The organism is Colwellia sp. (genome assembly GCF_013214175.1).
Lineage (GTDB): Bacteria > Pseudomonadota > Gammaproteobacteria > Enterobacterales > Alteromonadaceae > Colwellia.
The window spans coordinates 60,915-79,613 of sequence record NZ_JABSPA010000011.1 but is presented as its reverse complement, the minus strand read 5'-3'; the positions used below and the strand labels follow the sequence as shown (position 1 = coordinate 79,613).

Sequence of the window (18,699 nt, the reverse complement as noted above, 5' to 3'; positions counted from 1 at the left end):
TTTCTAGCAAGTAATCTCTATGAACTTAAAAGCATCGCTATTATCTTTACCCTTATTTTTTATGTTGACTGTAAAAGCGTTTGCACAGCAGCCAACGAATATTTCTCAATTAGCACAAACTGAGCAATGGCGTGCGTTATTACATATTAATACACAAAATGAAGGCAGCGATATTCAAAGTTATGTTGATGACGCTAGTTTCTTTTTAGCGACTGACGGCGCAACAAACCCAGAAAGTGAATTATTAGCCACTATTGCGGCTTTAAAAAATCAAGACGATACTCAATGTAAATTTCCGGCAAGAACGCTATTTTTATTAGAAAACATTAAAGGTCTTAGCAAAGAAGTTAAACCCTTTTATTGTCAGGAATATCGAGACTGGCGCAACAAGCTCAGCACTACCAGTGTGGTATTGGTCTTTGCATCAGCGCAACTCAATAGTCCCTCATCTATGTATGGCCATACTTTTTTCCGTTTTGACCCTGAAAATGTTGAGCAAGATTCAACTTACCTTTCTTATGCCTTGAATTTTGGTGCGACCGTACCTGAAGGTGATGCCGGCTTCTTATATGCGGCCAAAGGATTAACGGGGGGCTACCCAGGTAATTTTGCTGCGAATCCTTATTTTGAAAAAATTAAAGAGTATAACCGCCTGGAAAACAGAGACTTATGGGAATATAAATTAAATTTAAACCAGCATGAAATTGATGCCATGTTAGCCCATATATGGGAATTACAAGGTATCAACTTTGAATATTACTTTTTTGATGAAAACTGCTCCTTTCGTTTACTGGAGTTACTTGATGTTGCCAGACCCGGCTTGTATCTCGCGAATAATTTTCCGGTAACGGCAATGCCATTAGATACTGTTAGGGTTGTGCAAGATGCAGACTTAATCGCAGAGACTCATTACCGAGCGTCAATTTTAACTAAGCTAAAAGCACAGTTAGCCATGTTAAGCGAGGATGAAAATGCCTTGGCACTGGCTTTATCTAAAGATATTAAGGTATTAACAATACCAGCGTTTATTAGTCTTCCTCTTGAGCAGCAACAAATTATTGTTGATAGTGCCTATCGGTATTTACGTTACCAAAATACGTTTAATGGTCGCCCTAAAGACACTACACGCCGAAGCTTCTTATTACTGAGACGACTAAGCGAAAACCCAACCAAGTTAATCATTCCTATTGAAGAGCCTTTGAGGCCTGATCTTGGCCATAAAACATCAATGCTCGGCGTTAGTTTTGGACAAAACCTAGATAAAACTTTCGTAGAGATGAAATACCGAGGTAGCTATCATGACTTACTTGACCCTATTGCGGGTTATTACCAAGGTATGTCACTAAATATGGTCAATATCATGATCAGAGCCTATGAAGGCGGTGATATAAAACTAGAGAAAGCCGAATTACTTGATATTATTTCTTTATCACCAAGGAACAGCTATTTCTCTCCTTGGTCATGGAAAGCCAATATCAGTGTAGAGCAACAATGGACAGTTAATAAGGAAGTGCTAATCACTCAAGGCTCAGGTGGTGGCGGTGTTAGTTACCAAATACACGCTAACAGCCATGTTTTTGCTTTTGCCACGGGCAGGTTAGAGTTTAATCGTAAGCTTGATCGTTTTGCCGCCGTTGCACCAGGGGTACAGTTAGGTTTTTTACATTACTGGTCTAAAAGCACCTTGATGATTGAAGCCGAGCATTATCAATTCTTGTTGGATCAAACCCAACGCAGTCGAGTGAGTTTTCAGCAAAGTATACAACTTGGTGATAATGATAGTTTGAGGGTCTCTGCTGAATTTCACCGTATTGAAAGTAACGATCATGCCAACAGTAGCTTTCAAGAGTTCAAGTTGGAATATCGCCACTACTTTTAATGACTTTAAATTTATTTTTCTTTATCAATGATATGAAATAAAGCTATTGAAGCCTAGGTAATCTGAACGGTTTAAATAGCAAAAATCCAAAAAAGGTTAGCCAAGCGGCTAACCTTTTTTGTTAAAACAGTTACCTGCGATAGTCTTTAGCAAGCCTTTAAGGAGCGTTTAATAGAAAAACTCTTCGAGGACTGGTGCATTGATGATCACCAGCCAATAAATAAAACCTACACAGCAAATGGCAACAACACAGCCGAGAATTAGCTTGGAATGGGGAATAGCATCAATAGCACTTACCTGATTAGCGGCTTTTTTTCCGGTGATCATAGGTAAAACTAAGTTTTGCTTTTTAATATACCAATAGTAGGCAATAGCGCCAATGTGCAAAGCAATTGCGGCAATCATAAAGTCAAAGGTGTTGTGATGGATAAAGGCCATGACTTTCTCTAAATCATTACCAATACTGCCGTAGTATGGCCCAGAAGAAAATATATCATCGTTGATAAATAAACCGCTTACGGCTTGTAAAGAGATTAACACTATCATCAATACAACCATCAAGGCACCTAAGGGGTTATGACCAGGTGTCGCTTTACTTTCCTTTGCTGGGTGTAAATAGCTTATAAGTGTTTTTGGAGAGGGGATAAACTGGGAAAATCTCGCATGTTTTGGCCCAATAACACCCCAGAGAATTCGAAAGGCAATTAACGCTAAGGCAACGAAACCCAATTGCATATGTAATTCAACCATCTCTCCGTCTTGCTCTGAGGTATACCAGCTAGCCAAAATAGTAATGGCAAAGCTCCAATGAAAAATGCGTAAGGGTAAATCCCAAATAAGATGTTTTTCTGTCACGTGATAACCTTTAATTGCTAATAGGGTAGTAAACCAAAGCGCTATATTACCCTAAATGACTATGTGAAGTTAAGTTGCTAAATGTTACCAATGACTATTATTGTTTTGGCATTTATTTTTTCTATGTTGTTGGAGCATGTTAAAGTAAACTTATTCGCTGCTAAAATTAACGAAAATAACAATAGAAATATCATGAAGAAACTTCAATTTATTAGTGCCATTACTTCACTACTCATCACTATGCCGCTGATGGCGCAAACAACCTTAATAAAGAATGTAAACGGTTACACCCTTAGTGGTGATACCTTAATGAGATTTTCTGCCATCTCGTTCACTAATGACACCATCAATAAAACATATCAAGCAGGTGAAGTCGTTGATTTAGCGAATGATGTGGTGGTTATTGATGGCCATGGTAAAACGATGCTGCCAGGATTAATTGATGCACATGGTCATGTACTCGGCTATGGACACAGTTTGCTGCGCGTTGATCTGGTTAATACGTTTTCTGAAGATGATGCCGTTAACCGTACAATAGATTATGCCAAAGATAATGCATCATTGAGCTGGGTCCTAGGTCGGGGCTGGAACCAGGTGCAATGGTCTAATAATGCTTACCCTAATGCTAAAAGTTTAGATAAAGCTTTTCCGGACAAACCTGTATGGCTTAGACGAGTTGATGGTCATGCTGGCTGGGCAAACTCTAAAGCCATGGCCTTAGCGGGAATAACTTCAGCGAGTAAATCTCCGGCTGGCGGGGAGATAATAAGAGATAAAAATGGCCAACCTACCGGTATTTTCATTGATAATGCTATGGATTTAATAACAGCAAGCATTGCTCAACCATCACGTACAGAAGATAAGCTAGCTTTAACAAAAGCAATGTATTCATTGGCAAGTTTGGGATTAACAAGTGTTCATGATGCCGGCATAGATCAAAAGAATATTAACTTATATAAAGAGTTGGCCAGCGAAAATAATATGACTATTCGTATTAATGGCATGTTGTATTTACCCAGCGAAAACTGGCAACAACAATTAGCCGATGGCCCTTTTAAAACTGACAATGAAATGTTTATTTTTAACAGTGTAAAAATTCAAGCTGATGGCGCTTTAGGCAGTAGAGGTGCCTCATTAATAAAGGATTATAGTGATCACGCGGGACATAAAGGTTTATTATTACATGATAATAAAACCTTACAGCATTATATTAGCTTTGCCATGAACGCTGGCTTTCAAGTAAACACTCATGCCATTGGTGATAATGCTAATAAATTGATATTGGATCTTTATCAGCAAAGCATTGCTAAAAGTAACACTAAGTTATTACGCCATAGAATAGAGCACGCACAAGTACTGCGCTTAGCCGATATCCCTCGTTTTTCCTCACTTAATGTCATTGCCTCAATGCAAGCGACACACGCCACTAGCGATAAAAACATGGCTGTTACTCGTCTTGGCGAGCAACGTATTTTAGGTGCCTATGCATGGCGAAAGTTACTTGATAGTAACGCTATTATTGCTGCTGGCTCAGATTTTCCGGTAGAGTCGCCCAATCCATTTTATGGTTTACATGCAGCCATTACTAGGCAAGATCACAACAACTCACCCCAAGGCGGTTGGTATGCGGATGAGAAAATGACACCTGTTGAAGCGTTAAGAAGCTTTACCCTTGATGCGGCTTATGCGGGCCATCAAGAAAAGCTAATAGGCAGCTTAGAGGCAGGTAAAAAAGCTGATTTCATTCTGCTGGCCAATGATATATTTACTATGCCTGCAAGCCAAATATGGCAAAGTCAGGTGTTACAAACATGGGTAGCAGGTAAAAAAGTATTTTCAGTTAACAATGAATCAAGCGTTAATTGAGCCCTTTTATAATTTGTTAACGATTAGCACCTAACACTTGGCTAATAACCTGTTGTTAATTCGTTCAGACAATCAAAAAAGCCGATATTTTAAAAATATCGGCTTTTACTTTTTTACTTTAGGCGAGTTCGTTACCAGGGGGTATTAATAACTCTCGTTATGAACACTTAATACAGCACGACCCGATGGATCAGCATTGTTTTGAAAGCTTTCATCCCAAGCTAAAGCTTCTTCGGTACTACAAGCAACAGACTTGCCACCCATAACACAATCCGCAGCCGAAGCTAATGGGAATCGTTCTTCAAATATACAACGATAGTAATAACCTTCTTTATTATCAGGAGTATTCACCGGAAATCTAAAGCTAGCACTTTCTAGCTGCTGATCAGTAACTAGCGCTGCAACATGGGCTTTTAAACCATCAATCCAAGAGTAACCAACACCATCAGAGAATTGCTCCTTTTGGCGCCATAAAATCTCTTTAGGTAAATATCCTTCAAAAGACTCACGTAAAATGGCTTTTTCCATTTTTCCATTGCCACACAGTTTATCTTCAGGGTTGATGCGCATGGCAACATCCATAAAGTTCTTATCTAAAAAGGGTACACGTGCTTCAATGCCCCAAGCAGACATAGACTTGTTAGCACGTAAGCAATCAAATTTATGCAGTCTGTCGAGTTTACGGTTTAGCTCTTCATGAAAGGCTTGTGCGTTAGGCGCTTTATGGAAGTATAAATAACCACCAAAAATTTCATCAGCACCTTCGCCAGAAAGTACCATTTTAATACCCATGGCTTTAATTTTACGGGCCATTAAATACATAGGGGTGGAAGCACGAATAGTGGTTACATCATAAGTTTCTAAATGATAAATAACTTCTTTAAGCGCATCTATCCCTTCTTGTTCAGTAAAAACAATACTATGGTGAATTGTACCAATGCTGTCAGCAACGGTTTGTGCGGCAATTAAATCAGGAGAGCCGGCAAGACCACAAGCGAAAGAGTGCACTTTTGGCCACCAAGCTTCGCTTAAATCGTTTTCTTCAATTCTGCGGGCAGCAAACTTCTGCGTAATGGCAGAAATTAATGATGAATCTAAACCACCAGATAATAGTACGCCGTAAGGCACATCCGTCATTAGGTGACTTTTTACTGACTCTTCTAATGCTTCACGAATTTTAGTGGTACTAGTGGTATTGTCTTTAATTGCAGCATAGTCTTGCCAGTTGCGTTTGTAGTATTTTTGTAGCTTGCCAACGCGGCTATCTAAGATATGCCCAGGAGGAAATTCTTCAACAGTTTTACAAATAGGCATTAATGCTTTCATTTCAGAAGCAACATAAAAGTTACCATCGCTATCATAACCAGTGTAAAGCGGGATAATGCCAATATGGTCACGGGCAATCAAATAAGAATTGTCTTTTTCGTTAAACAAAATAAAGGCAAACATGCCTTGTAGTTTGTCAACAAACTCTACACCAAACTCTTCATATAAAGGTAAGATAACTTCGCAATCAGAAGCTGTTTGAAATTCGTAATCAACTGTTAAGTTACTGGCTAATGCTTTGTGGTTATAAATTTCACCGTTAACCGCTAAAATATTGCTTTTATCGCTGTTGTATAGTGGTTGAGCGCCATGCTCAGTATCAACAATCGATAAACGTTCATGCACTAATATGGCATGCTCACTATGATAGATGCCTGACCAATCAGGGCCACGGTGACGTAAAAGACGAGAATATTCTAATGCTTTAGGACGAAGTGCATCTGCACCTGTTTTTATATCTAATATACCAAAGATCGAACACATTGAAGCGCTACTCCTTTATTAAATTGTTATGTTAACTTATCGCTGAAATAGAAAGTTAAGCTGAATTGTAAGGCAGGGTTTTCTTATAAGAGGGGAGCCTGACCATACCTCTGTTGTTTATTTTTATCTCAATAAATAGTTAAATAATATAAAGTGAGAATAAAGCAACACATTCACTTTGACAGTTTTTGTAGAAAGATCAATACCAAATAGTAAAGTTTTTGCACTAAAAGTTATAACTATAGTTATTTTAATAGCTCAACGATTTTCCCTACCAGAATGAAATAGGTAATTATTACCCCCTAAATTCTTTACGTTATACATAGCATCGTCTGCATGAGATATTAATGATTTGTCATCTTTACCATCTTCAGGATAACTCGCTATACCTATACTTGCTCCAATAGTGACTCGGTGGCCGGTTATCTCCACTATTTCTTTAAAACTGGCTAATATTTTTCTTGCGATAACAGCTGCTTTGTTTCTTTGGCCTAAAACCGGCAGTAAGACAATAAATTCATCGCCACCGAAACGACAAACAATATCCTCCTTACGCAATGACTGTTTAATTTGATGAGATACTTCTTGTAGTAATGCATCACCTGTTTCGTGTCCGAAGTTATCATTAATGGCTTTGAAATTATCTAAATCAATAAACAGCAAAGCTAAACCATGTTGATGTCTAATCGCTTGTGCTAATGCTTGCTTGACTGAACCTAAAAAATTGATACGGTTAGGCAAGTCAGTTAAATAGTCATAATTCGCTAAATGATAAAGCTGCTCTGCATCAGCCTTCTGCTCAGTAATGTCCTGTGTCACACCAATGATACGTGTAATTCTTTTGCCAGACTTTATCATTGGAATAAAACAGGATGAGAATACTCGCAAGCCTTCATCAGTTAGTAATTCAAATTCAAACTCGGAGGAGTAACCATCGAAAGCCTTTAGCATTAGATGGTTGATACGGGACCTATCCTTTTCTGCAACAATGTCGACATAATACAAGCCTTTTATTTTGTTTACATTGTCTGTGTTCAACATTTTAAGACCCGCTTGATTCATTGATTGTAAGCGTTTCTCATCATCTATTTCGTGAATACATACTGAAGCATTGTTGACAAATGTTTGGTAAATATTCTGCGAAGACGCGATTTTGCTGTCCACTGGCTCGTAATCGAAAAGACTAACAACTGAAATAATAACCTTAGTATTACGCTCTACATGTTCAGGAATAATGAGTTTTATACTAACCCTAAAGTTATTACCATTACTATGGCGTGCAGTTGCTTCCGTTTCGAGGTAATGGCGCCCCTCAAGTAATGTAATAATAAGGTTTTTCAAAAATTCAACTTGATCTACTGTATGCCTCTCTGGCAAAGAAGAGAGAAATAACGCTTTATCTGAAAATCCATATAGATTAAGGGTCTGCTCGTTAATGTCTACAATTTCAATTTGCTTAACTAAATAAAGTAGCTCATAGGTATGTCGAGAGAAATATTTATCGTAATCGCTTATATTTAATAGTCGGTACTTGGATAATTTAGGTAGCAAGCCGGCCAAGTCAACTAGCCATAAAGAAACATTATTGACCTGTATTATCATACGATGCCAATTAAGTATTTTTCGCTGTTCAATGGTGAGATAGTCTTTTTCTGGAATGGCTAAACATGAAGTCTTTTTCATAAATGTCCTACCGTATGACACATCAATACTTTTGATGGCACTCTTTTTAGTCTAGCGTAATTTGAAAAAAAATAGGCGTATATACTAATTTACAAAATAGCGAGTCTCTTTTGCTCATAACATGGAAACACAGTGTTTGATTCCAGCGGAAATAAGTAATAGAGACAGTAGTGTAACTGGAGTTTTTCGCAGCCGAAGACTGTGGCGTTATTCAAGGTTACTACTTCAGCAAACCCATAACAGTAGAGTAATTGTTCGCTTATTTACAAAACAAGGATAAGGTATTTTAACAAGCATTCGAAAGTTATCATGTATATCTAGAAAAACAAGCAGCAAGCATATAGCCCTTACTGCTTAGTTGAATTTATTATTTATTAAGTGACAGCGAACGGATAACGAGGCTGTATTAATGAGCGTGAATTTATAACTGAGGTGTAATAGTGCCTAGGTATTTACTTATAACTGTCTTATCTTTCCCTTGGTTTTTGTATAACTCTAATTGTTTATCAAAGCTATTTCGTAGGTGCTGATCATGAAAGCCAACATGGGCTTTAACTTCAGAAAATAATAGAGACTCATCAATTTCCTCAACAGAAAAGTCCTCTGTCGGATTTTGCCTAAGATATTTTTGTAAATAATAATAAAAGATGTAGTAATCCAAAACTACAACGTCACACCTTGCTTTAATTAACATTTCTGGAAATTTTGACATGTCATGTAGCTCAATATAGCTATCGAGCTTTGATATTTTGACAAACTCTTCGCCAAAATAACCTGCAGCTCCTTGAAATGTAATAACTCGTACACTAACCAAGTCTGCAATTTTATTAAATTTGAAGTTGTTTTTATTTAAACTAAAGGCTATTGGGCGGTAGCTAATTATAGGGGCAGAAAAATACAACTTGGCGGTATCATTTTGAAAAAATGTTGGTAAAAATAAATCGGCTTCTTTATTCTCAACTTGACGCATGGTACGTTTTAATGGAGCAATACCAACCTTCACTTTATGGCCCAATATTTGTAAAACTTCACGGGTAATATCTACGTCGATGCCGCTTTTTGAGGCGGCAATCATGTGTGGCGGGCCATCATCAGTTAACATCAATAGCTCTTTAGCGACTAATGGCATGGGTAAGATTGTGAGAATCAATAAGCTAACAAGGCTATTGAGTTTTAAGGTGTTTTTGAACATTCGATTTAAGCTAATAATACATTAATCATGATTACTACTTGGGGATAATTATAACACAATTGCCAGTGAACGATTGAGAGTGCCAACTGAGCTTTAGCTACTGTGACTGATGTAGTCAAACGGACAGCAGGGCATTATCCTGCTACCCGCGGCTGATGTTTTAGGCCAGTGCCCAATTTGCGGCGAAATAGACACCGATATAACCTACCGTGTAAGCGATAATCAAATAGAAAGCATTGCTTAAATAACTAATGAAATTCAATTCGCTAATTTTGCTCATGGCAATGATGCCCGCGGCTGAGCCTATAACTAAAATAGAGCCCCCGACACCCGTGGCGTAAGTTAACATTAACCACTCGGTGACTTTCATATCAACGCCAGATTTTAATAACGCTGCGGTTAAGGGCACATTGTCAATTACCGATGACATAAAGCCAACTAAATAGTTAACGGCCATGGCGGGTAAGTATTGATAGAGCTCAGTAAAGCCATTTAATACCCCAATTTGTTTTAAAATACCGACCAGAAGTAGTACACCTAAAAAGAACAGTAGAGCATCAAATTCTACTTCTCGAATATAGTGTAAAACATCTTGATTGTTCCTTTTTGGTAGATAGCTTGCCACTAAAAACATTACCGACAAACCAAACAAAAAGCTCAATACTGGCGGTATCTGAAACAAGACATTGGCGAGTAGGGTGCCTGAGATAGTTAAGACAAAAATCAGCGCAATAATGATATCGGCTTTTTCAATTTTAATACGTGTTTGGGATAATTTAACTTCGCCGGAGAGTTTTATCGATAATAAACTCGCTAAGGTTAATACGCCGAGGAAAGAAGGTAAAACTAAGATAAGTAAGTTAGCAATAGTGACTTTACCTTCAAGAAATATCATTAGGGTAGTGACATCGCCGGTGATCAGTGACACACCGCCACTGTTAACGGCGAATATTATTAGGGTGGCGTATTTTAAACGCTTTTTTATTTCTAATTGTAAGTTCATTACCACAGCTATAGAAACTAGCGTGGCCGTGACGTTATCGGCAAAAGAAGAGAAGACAAAGGCAAAAATGGCAATAACGAACATCAAGCCACGTTCAGAAATGGCTGCGGGCAAAACGCGTTGTACTAAAGCAGAGATAAAACCTTTGCTATTCAAATAAGCAACAAAAGTCATTGCCGACATTAGAAATAACCACAGGGTGGCAATTTCTAATAAATTTTCATTGAGCTGTTCCGTGGTTTCACGGGCAACATCTGGCTGGCTTGGGAATATAAAGACTAGAATCCAGCACAGGGTGCCAAAAAACAGTGTGGTTTTTGCTTTGTTGAGGTGAATTAAGTCCTCGGTAATGATCATCACAAGACTGATGCAAACGAGGGTAATAATAACGGTATTAATCATAATAATGGACTACTGGAAAATAATAACTTACTGTCACCATTAATAAAAATAGTGAAACTGAGTCGGTAGAAAAAGATAATGCTATGCCTTATAACGGTTTAGTTATTGCCTAGCTTATAGTATTACTTGCTGTTGTTTGAATAATATAAGTTAGTGGGAGGACCACGATTACAGCAAGGTAAGCTCTGTAGGTTTAGATTTTCTACTGGTGTATATGAAATAACTTCACAAGTGCTATCAAGCATATTTAGATAAAGGTGGCCGCTTAATAGTTCACTGGGCTCATGATTATCTTCTAATTCAAGTTGGCAATGATAGCCGTTACTTAGGTTGGCTTCTGAGTGACATGGTTGTGCAAAGCTCGTGCTGATAAAGCAAAAGCATAATAAAAAATACAATAAGGTATAAGGCTTATTGAAAGTCATTATTTTTAAATCATTAATCATTGCCATGGCGGCGCAGTATATACCCAAGTTTGTTCTAAAGAAATGTTAATCGATTTCAAAATTGTTAACGTTGAAATTATTTATGCATTTTGAGTTAGTTACGTTTGGGATGATTTTGGGTAAGTTTACTTGTCTAAGCTGATGAGAGCAGATAGTTACATTACCCATCCTAGGTAAGTACTTTACATGCAAGGATACCTACAATAATACCAAGCAGGATAGTAAAATCGTGTTAATAAAAGCTGAAGGCGAGATTAAATATCGCTATAGTGGCTCTGGTATCGGTAAATTAAACCAAGTATAAAGCTGGCATTCAATGTTGATTGTTATAGCCACTCTTTTTGAAAAGGGTGTTAAAGGCAAGCAAAGGCACTAAAGTCATAAAGGTCATAATGAAAGCGAATAAATCCTCTATTAAAAAATCACCGCAGCTATATCAGTCTATAGCTGTGTCTAAAACAAAGTTTATCCTGTTAGCTGTTGTTCTTGTCAACCTGAGTGCTTGCAGTAGTTTGGGGGTAGAGCCTTGGGAGCGTGATTTATTGGCGACAAAAGCAATGGCGTTAACATCCAGCCCTATTGATGCCGCTTTGGATGATCACATTTATTTTTCAAAAGAAGCCTCTAGCGGTGGTAAAAGTTTTGGCGGCGGAGGTTGTGGCTGCAATTAACCGATTGGTTAATCAAGCAGTAACTATCAATATATAAATGATCTACCCAGACAATAAAAACAGTAAGCAACATAGCCAAAGTAATCAGCATAGCCAGCTTAAAAAAGCTAATGTCAAAATGGCTTTATCCATGGCCGCAGGCGCTTTATTAGGTACTGGCGTAATGGTTAATGACGCTAAAGCTGAAGTGTTAAAAGATTGGCAATTTGATAGTGCCTTTTTATTTTATTCTGAAGGCGAGCGAGTAACCGCGGCTGAGGTGATTGTCAGCGGCAACAAAACCTTTGCTAATGATGAAATATTAAATTTAAAATTGACTATTGATTCTTTAACTGGCGCTTCGGCGAATGGCGCTGTAGTACAAGCGCAGGCGCAAACATTTACTCGCCCCTCAGGTGAGGGCCAATATGTTACCCCAGCAGGGGAAACGCCCCTTGATGACACCTTCAAAGATACTCGAGTGCAATTAAACGCTCAGTGGACTCAACCCCTAGCTGAGAATTACACGGGCAGTATTGGCGGACATTTCTCTAAAGAATTTGATTATTTATCCCTAGGGGTTAATGGTAATTTGGCGGTGGATTTTTATAAGAAAAACTCAACTATTTCATTAGGGCTAAGTCATTTTCAAGATACCTTTACCCCTATGGGCGGCATACCTAAGCCTTATGCTTCAATGCCTATTGGAGATAGTAATTCGGCAAGTTGGGATGAAGATCTTGCTAAAACTCGTATAGGAAGTAGTGATAAAAAAGTCACTAGCGATGTATTACTGGGTTTCACCCAGGTGATTAACCGCAGGATGATCACTCAGTTTAATTATTCGTACTCTATGGTGCGAGGTTATTTAACTGATCCCTTTAAAATTGTCAGTGTTTTAGATCAACAAGGCACTGCGCAAGATTATATCTATGAAAACAGGCCGAATGAACGTAATAAGCAAAGTACTTTTGCTCAAGCTAAATACCATTTTGACCAAAACTTATTGAACAGTGTGCTAGATATTTCATATCGTTATATGTGGGACGACTGGCAAATTAAATCGCACACCCTAGATAGCACTTTGTACATGCCGCTATCTAGTCGCTTCGGTAAACAAAGCTACCTTCAGCCGCATATTCGTTATTATCAACAAAGTGCCGCCAAATTCTATCGCCCTTATACTTTTGCTGAACAAGAAAATAAGACTACGCCAGACGAAAACTATATCAGTGCTGATTATCGCATCGGTGCAATGGACGCTGTGACTCTTGGGGTAAAGTATGGTTTTAGCCTGAATAATGGTAACGATTTTTCCGTAAGATTAGAGTATTATCGGCAAATGCCAAATAATGCCGGTTTTGATGAGCCTAGTGAACTGTCGAGTTTAACTGTTTATCCCGTTGTGCAAGCGGTTATATTCCAGCTGAGTTATTCGTTTTTATGATGCTTGATAGGGTAATTAATCTGGGAAATGTTATGGATGTTGCTATGACACCTTATTTTAAAGCTGATATGGAAGTTAATATGAAATTTTCTCCGTATAGTAACGTCAATGAACAAAGCAACTAGCAAGACAATGAATGAAACCATTAGCAAAGTAATTAACAATACCATTAAAAAAACGATTAAGAGCAGTCAGCGAATCCTATCGGTCAAAGCCCAAGAGCAGGGTTATGTGATAACTTTTGATGCCATGGCCAGCCCATGTGAAGTACTGATGCAAACAAATGATTTAGCTTTAGCAAAGCTGGTCGGCCGTGCAGTTAGTGATGAGGTTTGGCGTATTGAAGACAAGTTTAGTCGTTATAACAAAAACAGTGTCTGTTACCAAATTAACCATAGTAGCGGGCAGAACATTGCTATTGATGAAGAATGCTACCTGTTATTAAACTTTGCTGAGCAGTGTTATCAGCTAAGTGATGGTTTATTTGATATTAGCGCTGGTATTCTTAATCAAGTATGGCACTTTGATGGTAGCGCTAATATCGCTTCAGCAAAGCAGGTTGCCAGTGTTTTACCCTTAGTTGGCTGGGAAAATATTAGTTATCAGCCAAATAGCATTACCTTACCCCAAGGCATGGCCCTTGATTTTGGCGGCATTGGTAAAGAGTATGCCGTTGACCGCAGTATTTTACTCGCTAAGCAAATAACAAAGCTACCGGTGCTGGTTAATCTGGGCGGAGATTTGGCGGTAACGGGACCAAGATTAAACGGTCTGCCCTGGCAAGTTGCCATTGAGTCAATTGAGGGAACTAAGTTAAACAACGATAATAATAAAGATGACAAAGATACCATAATTGCTTTATATCAAGGCGCCTTAGCTACAAGTGGTGATAGTAAACGTTTTTTAGTTAAAGATGGCCGGCGTTATAGTCACGTGCTTAATGCGTTAACTGGCTGGCCAATTGAGCAGGCACCCAAGTCAATCACCACGCTGGCACCGCAATGTATTCAAGCGGGTATGTTAGCTACGCTAGCCTTGTTGCAAGGAGAGGGCGCAGAGCAGTTTTTGACTGAGCAAGAGGTTACTTATTGGTCGCGTAGATAATAAGTTAATAAAATTGCTAAGCCACAGTGTGAACAAATACAGCTAAGCAATAATTACTCTTTATGGCTATTTAGCGATGACGTTAGCTATTTGGCGTCTTATCTTGTTGGGATCCGTGTTGAGTACTTTTCTGTTCGGGCTGTTCATTTTGACTAAATATGCCCTTCATCAATTCCATCGGCAAAGGAAATAATATGGTGGAATTCTTTTCACCGGCAATTTCTGTCAAGGTTTGCAAATAACGTAATAAAATAGCATTTGGCTCCAAAGCTAATTTACTAGCAGCCTCAACTAACTTAGTGGAGGCTTCCATTTCGCCCGAAGCATGAATGACCTTAGCTCGCCGAGTTCGCTCTGCCTCCGCTTGCCGAGCAATGGCTCTGATCATGTTTTCATTCAAGTCGACATGTTTGATTTCGACATTGGATACTTTAATACCCCAACCGTCGGTACGAGCATCCAATATTGCTTGTATATCGGTATTTAGCATATCTCGGTTGGCAAGCATTTCATCTAATTCATGTTGACCAAGAACTGACCTTAAGGTTGTTTGCGCTAATTGTGATGTGGCTTGTAAGAAGTTCTCGACATTAATGATGGCCTTTTGTGGGTCGGTAACGCGAAAATAAATGACGGCATTAACTCGCACTGAAACATTATCGCGACTAATGACATCTTGACTGGGCACATCCATAACGACAGTTCGTAAATCTACTCGCACCATTTGTTGAATGATAGGTATCACTATGATCAAGCCAGGTCCTTTTACCTTTTCAAAACGGCCTAAGAAAAATATCACGCCACGCTCGTACTCCCGTAAAACCCTAAATAAACTAAAAGCAAACAATAATACTAAACTAATGATTGTTATTGGCATCAACATACCGGTATTAATTAAAATTTCCATCATAGTCACTACCTCTCTATTTCTGCGGAGATTTTCTCAGGATTAGCGGACTTTGTTACGCTAACCGTTAAACCTTTAATACTATTTACTGTCACTTGCTCGCCTTGTTGTAGCTGTTTCGCACTAACTGCGGCCCAGCGCTCGCCTTTTAATAAAATATAACCGGCACCGGTGAAATTCTCTAGTACTGTGCCTTGGGCGCCAATAAGCGCTTCTAAACCACTAACAACTTGATTACTACGCAGGCGCCATATATATCCGAGAATAAAGACAATAAATGAGCCGCTAGCAATAGCTAGGGTAAAGATGAGCTTAAGCGATACTTGAAACTGTTGTTGCTCGGTATCTATTAGAAAAATAGAGCCTAAGACAAAGGCGATTAAGCCACCTATGCCAAAGACACCAAAACTCGGGATCATAGACTCGACAATAAGTAAGGTGATGCCCAGTAATAATAATGCCAAACCAGCGTAGTTTATTGGTAAAAGCTGAAATGCATAAAGGGCGATAAACAAGGAAATCGCGCCGGTAACCCCAGCTATGCCAATACCGGGATTATAGAATTCGAGTAATAAACCATAGATACCAATTAACATTAAAATATAAGCAATATTAGGATCGGTAATGGTGGCAATAAATTTACTACGCCAATCAGGCTGGCGGTAGTCTAACTGCGCACCCGCGAGCTTTAATTGGTACTCTTGCTTTTTAACCATGATGGTTTGACCATCAAGGACTTGTAACAATTGTTCAGGGCTTTCCACTAAATAGTTAATCACATTTTTAGCTAAGGCTTCTTGTGCAGATAAGGTAGCTCCTTCACTAACAGCCAGCTCTGCCCATTTTACATTTCTGCCTCTTAATTGCGCTAAAGAGCGGATATAAGCAATGGCATCATTAAGGACTTTTTTCTCCATGGCTGATTTTTGTTGTTTAGCATCTTTGTCTTCTTGCTTTGGGGTAAAACCACCGCCAATATTTACCGGCGTAGCTGCACCCAGTGTTGTCGCTGAGGACATTGCAGCTATATGGCAAGCATAAAGTATATAGGTACCAGCACTGGCGGCGCGTGCACCTTGCGGGAAAACTAAGCACAGTAGCGGAATGTCTGAATCCAGTATACGTTGATTGATATCGCGCAAACTACTGCTTAAACCTCCGGGTGTATCAATAATAAGTAGTATGGCCGAAGCTTGAGCCTGTTGATTTGCTTTGCTTATTTCTTTGCCAATATAATCACTTACAGCAGGGCCAATAGCGCCTTTTATGGTTAATACTGGGATTTGTTGTTGCGCAGAAAGAGTCTGCTCTGTAGCTAATAAGTCGCTGAGCATAAAAGGATTGCTAAGTATGATAAAAAATAACAAGCGAAACATAACTGAACACTCAAGTTAATTACCACTTAGTATTATTTTAGTTCAAATAAGGTGGAGTTGCTTAATAGCCGGTGTTTTATGATTTGTATTTAAGGCCTTTAATAGGATTGTTTAATAGGATTGTTTAATAAGACCTTTTACTAAGAGCTTTATAGGGCGCTACTGTGGTTCGCATTTTAGCTAGCCGTAGCTGATTTTAATGAAGGTAAATTGGCTAGAATAGATGATTAGATGGATGGTCAAATCGTTAATAACAGGGCTAATAACAGGGGGAGGTAATTATTATCTCCCCCCAATAGATATTTCAGTATCAGTGCCAGTTATCAAGTTGTTGAGCAAGACTCTTTTTAGCAAAACTACTTTTTATGGCTTCTATAATGTGGATCGGTCCAACAGCGTGGTAAGTCTTCACCCGATAAAAAGGTTAACTCAGCTTTCGCAAACTCTTGTGGATCTTGCACCTCTTCGCCTACTTGATAACAACCTAAAACCTTTTCATGATACAAATTGGTTAAATCTTGGATTTTATCGACATCGACCATATCACCATTCTTTCTATTTTTTAAAAACATATTAACCTCCAGCAAGCATAACCCCTTGCTTATCAGTATAAACGTTAACTAGGATTGATGACGGTAAATGGACTCGAAATTAATAAAAATGACAAAATAGATTGTTAGAAAATAGCCGAACATATTTAGTGAAGACTAACTATGTTCGGCTAAAAGATAAATGCAGGGCAAGCTTAGCTAGCCAAGTTGAAAGCCAACATGTTGATGCAATCGAACCATCATTTCTTCTTGCTCACTAACCACAGCCAATTTCTGGGCAAATTCGCGTAATGCTTGCTCGATATTATTAACAAACTTACCGTAGCCGTGGCTGGTTTTATCTTGCTCACTAGCAACAAAAATGAGTTGCACACTGTCGACTAATTTTGCCGAATTCCACTTACAGGTATAACCACAACTAGTATGTTGTGGGTTGTAGCCAAGCATTAATAACTCGCCAGCAGTGACCACATTTTCATCTTCCCCCGAACGTACAATCGGTACTAGGCCATTAGCGACGACAGCACCGTTATTTAAGTTGTGGTTTTTAGCGGTACTAATAAAAGCATCAGCGATAAGGTTATACAAGGGGTTATAACGCTCTTGCGGGTTTTCGTCATGGCTAACCAACGCACGGACTCGTCGGTTAATAGGGAATTCGACTACCGCATAGGTTAACGCTTTCGTCTGCGCTGGTAATTGGTATTGATCTGCTAAGTACCTGTCAGAAATCGCTCTAAATTTATGTGCCTGACTACCATCAATACCTTTATTTTTAGCAAACAAATCATAGGTTAAATGTTGATGATCACTGACCCTAATCTGTTGCAGGTCAATGTTAGCTTTACTAGCAAAAGCAGTTAAAGCCTTAGTGACTAGCTGATGAAACTTGGCTGATTGACCACGAATATCTTCACCGTTAGCTAAAAATATTAAGGTTATCTTTTTAGCTCTGTTGGCACCATTGAAAAAGGTATTTCGGCTGGTGTGATATTTAGGGTTGTATAAAAATAATACTTGCTGTTTGGTTTGGGCAGTAAATTTTTCCGGACTAAAGCGTACTCGAGCAAATTTATCATTGGCGATAAACTGAGTACTCTCTAGTGATAAACTATCATTGATAGCAAAGAACTTGTCGGCTAAGTATTGATAGAGTTTCTCATAAGGTCTGTCACTGCTTTGATCAATAAGCCCTTGGTATTGTGCTAATAGCTCATCGGTTAAAGGAATTTTAGCCATCAAGTATTGATTCTCTCGAGCAGATAAAGGGATATAAGCTTTGTGTTGCAAATTTTTGGTACGTGATAAAGGCATAGTTACCCCTGATATTAAATAGTAATGTTAAATGGACAAAATCAAATGAAAATATAAATTTATAGGCAAATTATACAAGACTAAAAAGTTGTCTATATGATGTAAATCAATAGAATAGTCTGCAAGTCATTAAATTCGTAATTGATTGTTTATTAGTCATATTTAGAGGGGTTTGCCGGTGTTTGTCTGTGTATTTAAGCTTGTGTTTCTTGGGC

At 38.6% G+C, this 18,699-nt stretch carries 14 protein-coding genes; 5 read left to right on the top strand and 9 right to left on the bottom strand.

Annotation, left to right across the window (positions count from 1 at the left end; all coding sequences use genetic code 11):
- Positions 1–19: 19 nt before the first annotated feature.
- The gene (locus HRT55_RS19635; protein WP_291624008.1) at positions 20–1,879 is read left to right on the top strand and encodes a DUF4105 domain-containing protein; all 1,860 of its coding nucleotides are present in this window, start codon (positions 20–22) and stop codon (positions 1,877–1,879) included.
- 168 nt (positions 1,880–2,047) lie between these two features.
- Here HRT55_RS19635 and HRT55_RS19630 read toward each other — a convergent pair whose 3' ends face one another.
- Entirely contained in the window at positions 2,048–2,734 is a 687-nt protein-coding gene (locus HRT55_RS19630) for a cytochrome b/b6 domain-containing protein (RefSeq protein ID WP_291624006.1), read from the bottom strand.
- 192 nt (positions 2,735–2,926) lie between these two features.
- Between HRT55_RS19630 and HRT55_RS19625 the strand changes: the two genes are divergently transcribed.
- Positions 2,927–4,600 carry an amidohydrolase gene (locus HRT55_RS19625; protein WP_291624004.1) on the top strand — a complete coding sequence of 558 codons (1,674 nt, stop codon included), beginning with the start codon at positions 2,927–2,929 and terminating at the stop codon, positions 4,598–4,600.
- Between the two features lie 144 nt (positions 4,601–4,744).
- Here the strand turns inward: HRT55_RS19625 and asnB are convergent, their stop codons facing one another.
- The 4 genes from asnB to nhaD form a co-directional block, all read right to left on the bottom strand.
- Positions 4,745–6,409 (bottom strand): asparagine synthase B, encoded by a 1,665-nt coding sequence (gene asnB / locus HRT55_RS19620; RefSeq protein WP_291624001.1) that lies wholly within the window; start codon positions 6,407–6,409, stop codon positions 4,745–4,747.
- A gap of 258 nt (positions 6,410–6,667) precedes the next feature.
- On the bottom strand, positions 6,668–8,092 hold the full coding sequence (locus HRT55_RS19615; protein WP_291623999.1) for a sensor domain-containing diguanylate cyclase: 1,425 nt from the start codon (positions 8,090–8,092) through the stop codon (positions 6,668–6,670).
- Positions 8,093–8,513: 421 nt separating this feature from the next.
- Positions 8,514–9,284: an ABC transporter substrate-binding protein gene (locus HRT55_RS19610; RefSeq protein ID WP_291623997.1), complete on the bottom strand. Its 771-nt coding sequence runs from the start codon at positions 9,282–9,284 to the stop codon at positions 8,514–8,516.
- 160 nt (positions 9,285–9,444) lie between these two features.
- A complete protein-coding gene (nhaD, locus tag HRT55_RS19605) occupies positions 9,445–10,689 on the bottom strand; it encodes a sodium:proton antiporter NhaD (RefSeq protein WP_291623995.1) in 1,245 nt (414 codons plus the stop codon).
- An 838-nt stretch (positions 10,690–11,527) separates the two neighbouring features.
- On the opposite strand from nhaD, the gene HRT55_RS19600 reads away from it, so the two are divergent.
- The 3 genes from HRT55_RS19600 to HRT55_RS19590 all read left to right on the top strand — a co-directional run bounded on the left by HRT55_RS19600 (position 11,528) and on the right by HRT55_RS19590 (position 14,336).
- Positions 11,528–11,806: a DUF4266 domain-containing protein gene (locus HRT55_RS19600; protein ID WP_291623993.1), complete on the top strand. Its 279-nt coding sequence runs from the start codon at positions 11,528–11,530 to the stop codon at positions 11,804–11,806.
- A gap of 37 nt (positions 11,807–11,843) precedes the next feature.
- Positions 11,844–13,232: a DUF3570 domain-containing protein gene (locus HRT55_RS19595; RefSeq protein WP_291623990.1), complete on the top strand. Its 1,389-nt coding sequence runs from the start codon at positions 11,844–11,846 to the stop codon at positions 13,230–13,232.
- 108 nt (positions 13,233–13,340) lie between these two features.
- Positions 13,341–14,336 (top strand): FAD:protein FMN transferase, encoded by a 996-nt coding sequence (locus HRT55_RS19590; RefSeq protein ID WP_291623988.1) that lies wholly within the window; start codon positions 13,341–13,343, stop codon positions 14,334–14,336.
- 82 nt (positions 14,337–14,418) lie between these two features.
- Here the strand turns inward: HRT55_RS19590 and HRT55_RS19585 are convergent, their stop codons facing one another.
- The 4 genes from HRT55_RS19585 to HRT55_RS19570 all read right to left on the bottom strand — a co-directional run bounded on the left by HRT55_RS19585 (position 14,419) and on the right by HRT55_RS19570 (position 18,484).
- The gene (locus HRT55_RS19585; protein WP_291624088.1) at positions 14,419–15,243 is read right to left on the bottom strand and encodes a slipin family protein; all 825 of its coding nucleotides are present in this window, start codon (positions 15,241–15,243) and stop codon (positions 14,419–14,421) included.
- 8 nt (positions 15,244–15,251) lie between these two features.
- Positions 15,252–16,577, bottom strand: a complete 1,326-nt coding sequence (locus HRT55_RS19580; RefSeq protein ID WP_291623986.1) for a nodulation protein NfeD — start codon at positions 16,575–16,577, stop codon at positions 15,252–15,254.
- Between the two features lie 398 nt (positions 16,578–16,975).
- Entirely contained in the window at positions 16,976–17,191 is a 216-nt protein-coding gene (locus HRT55_RS19575) for an acetyltransferase (RefSeq protein WP_291623984.1), read from the bottom strand.
- Positions 17,192–17,368: 177 nt separating this feature from the next.
- A complete protein-coding gene (locus HRT55_RS19570) occupies positions 17,369–18,484 on the bottom strand; it encodes a DUF3083 family protein (protein WP_291623983.1) in 1,116 nt (371 codons plus the stop codon).
- Positions 18,485–18,699: the final 215 nt, after the last annotated feature.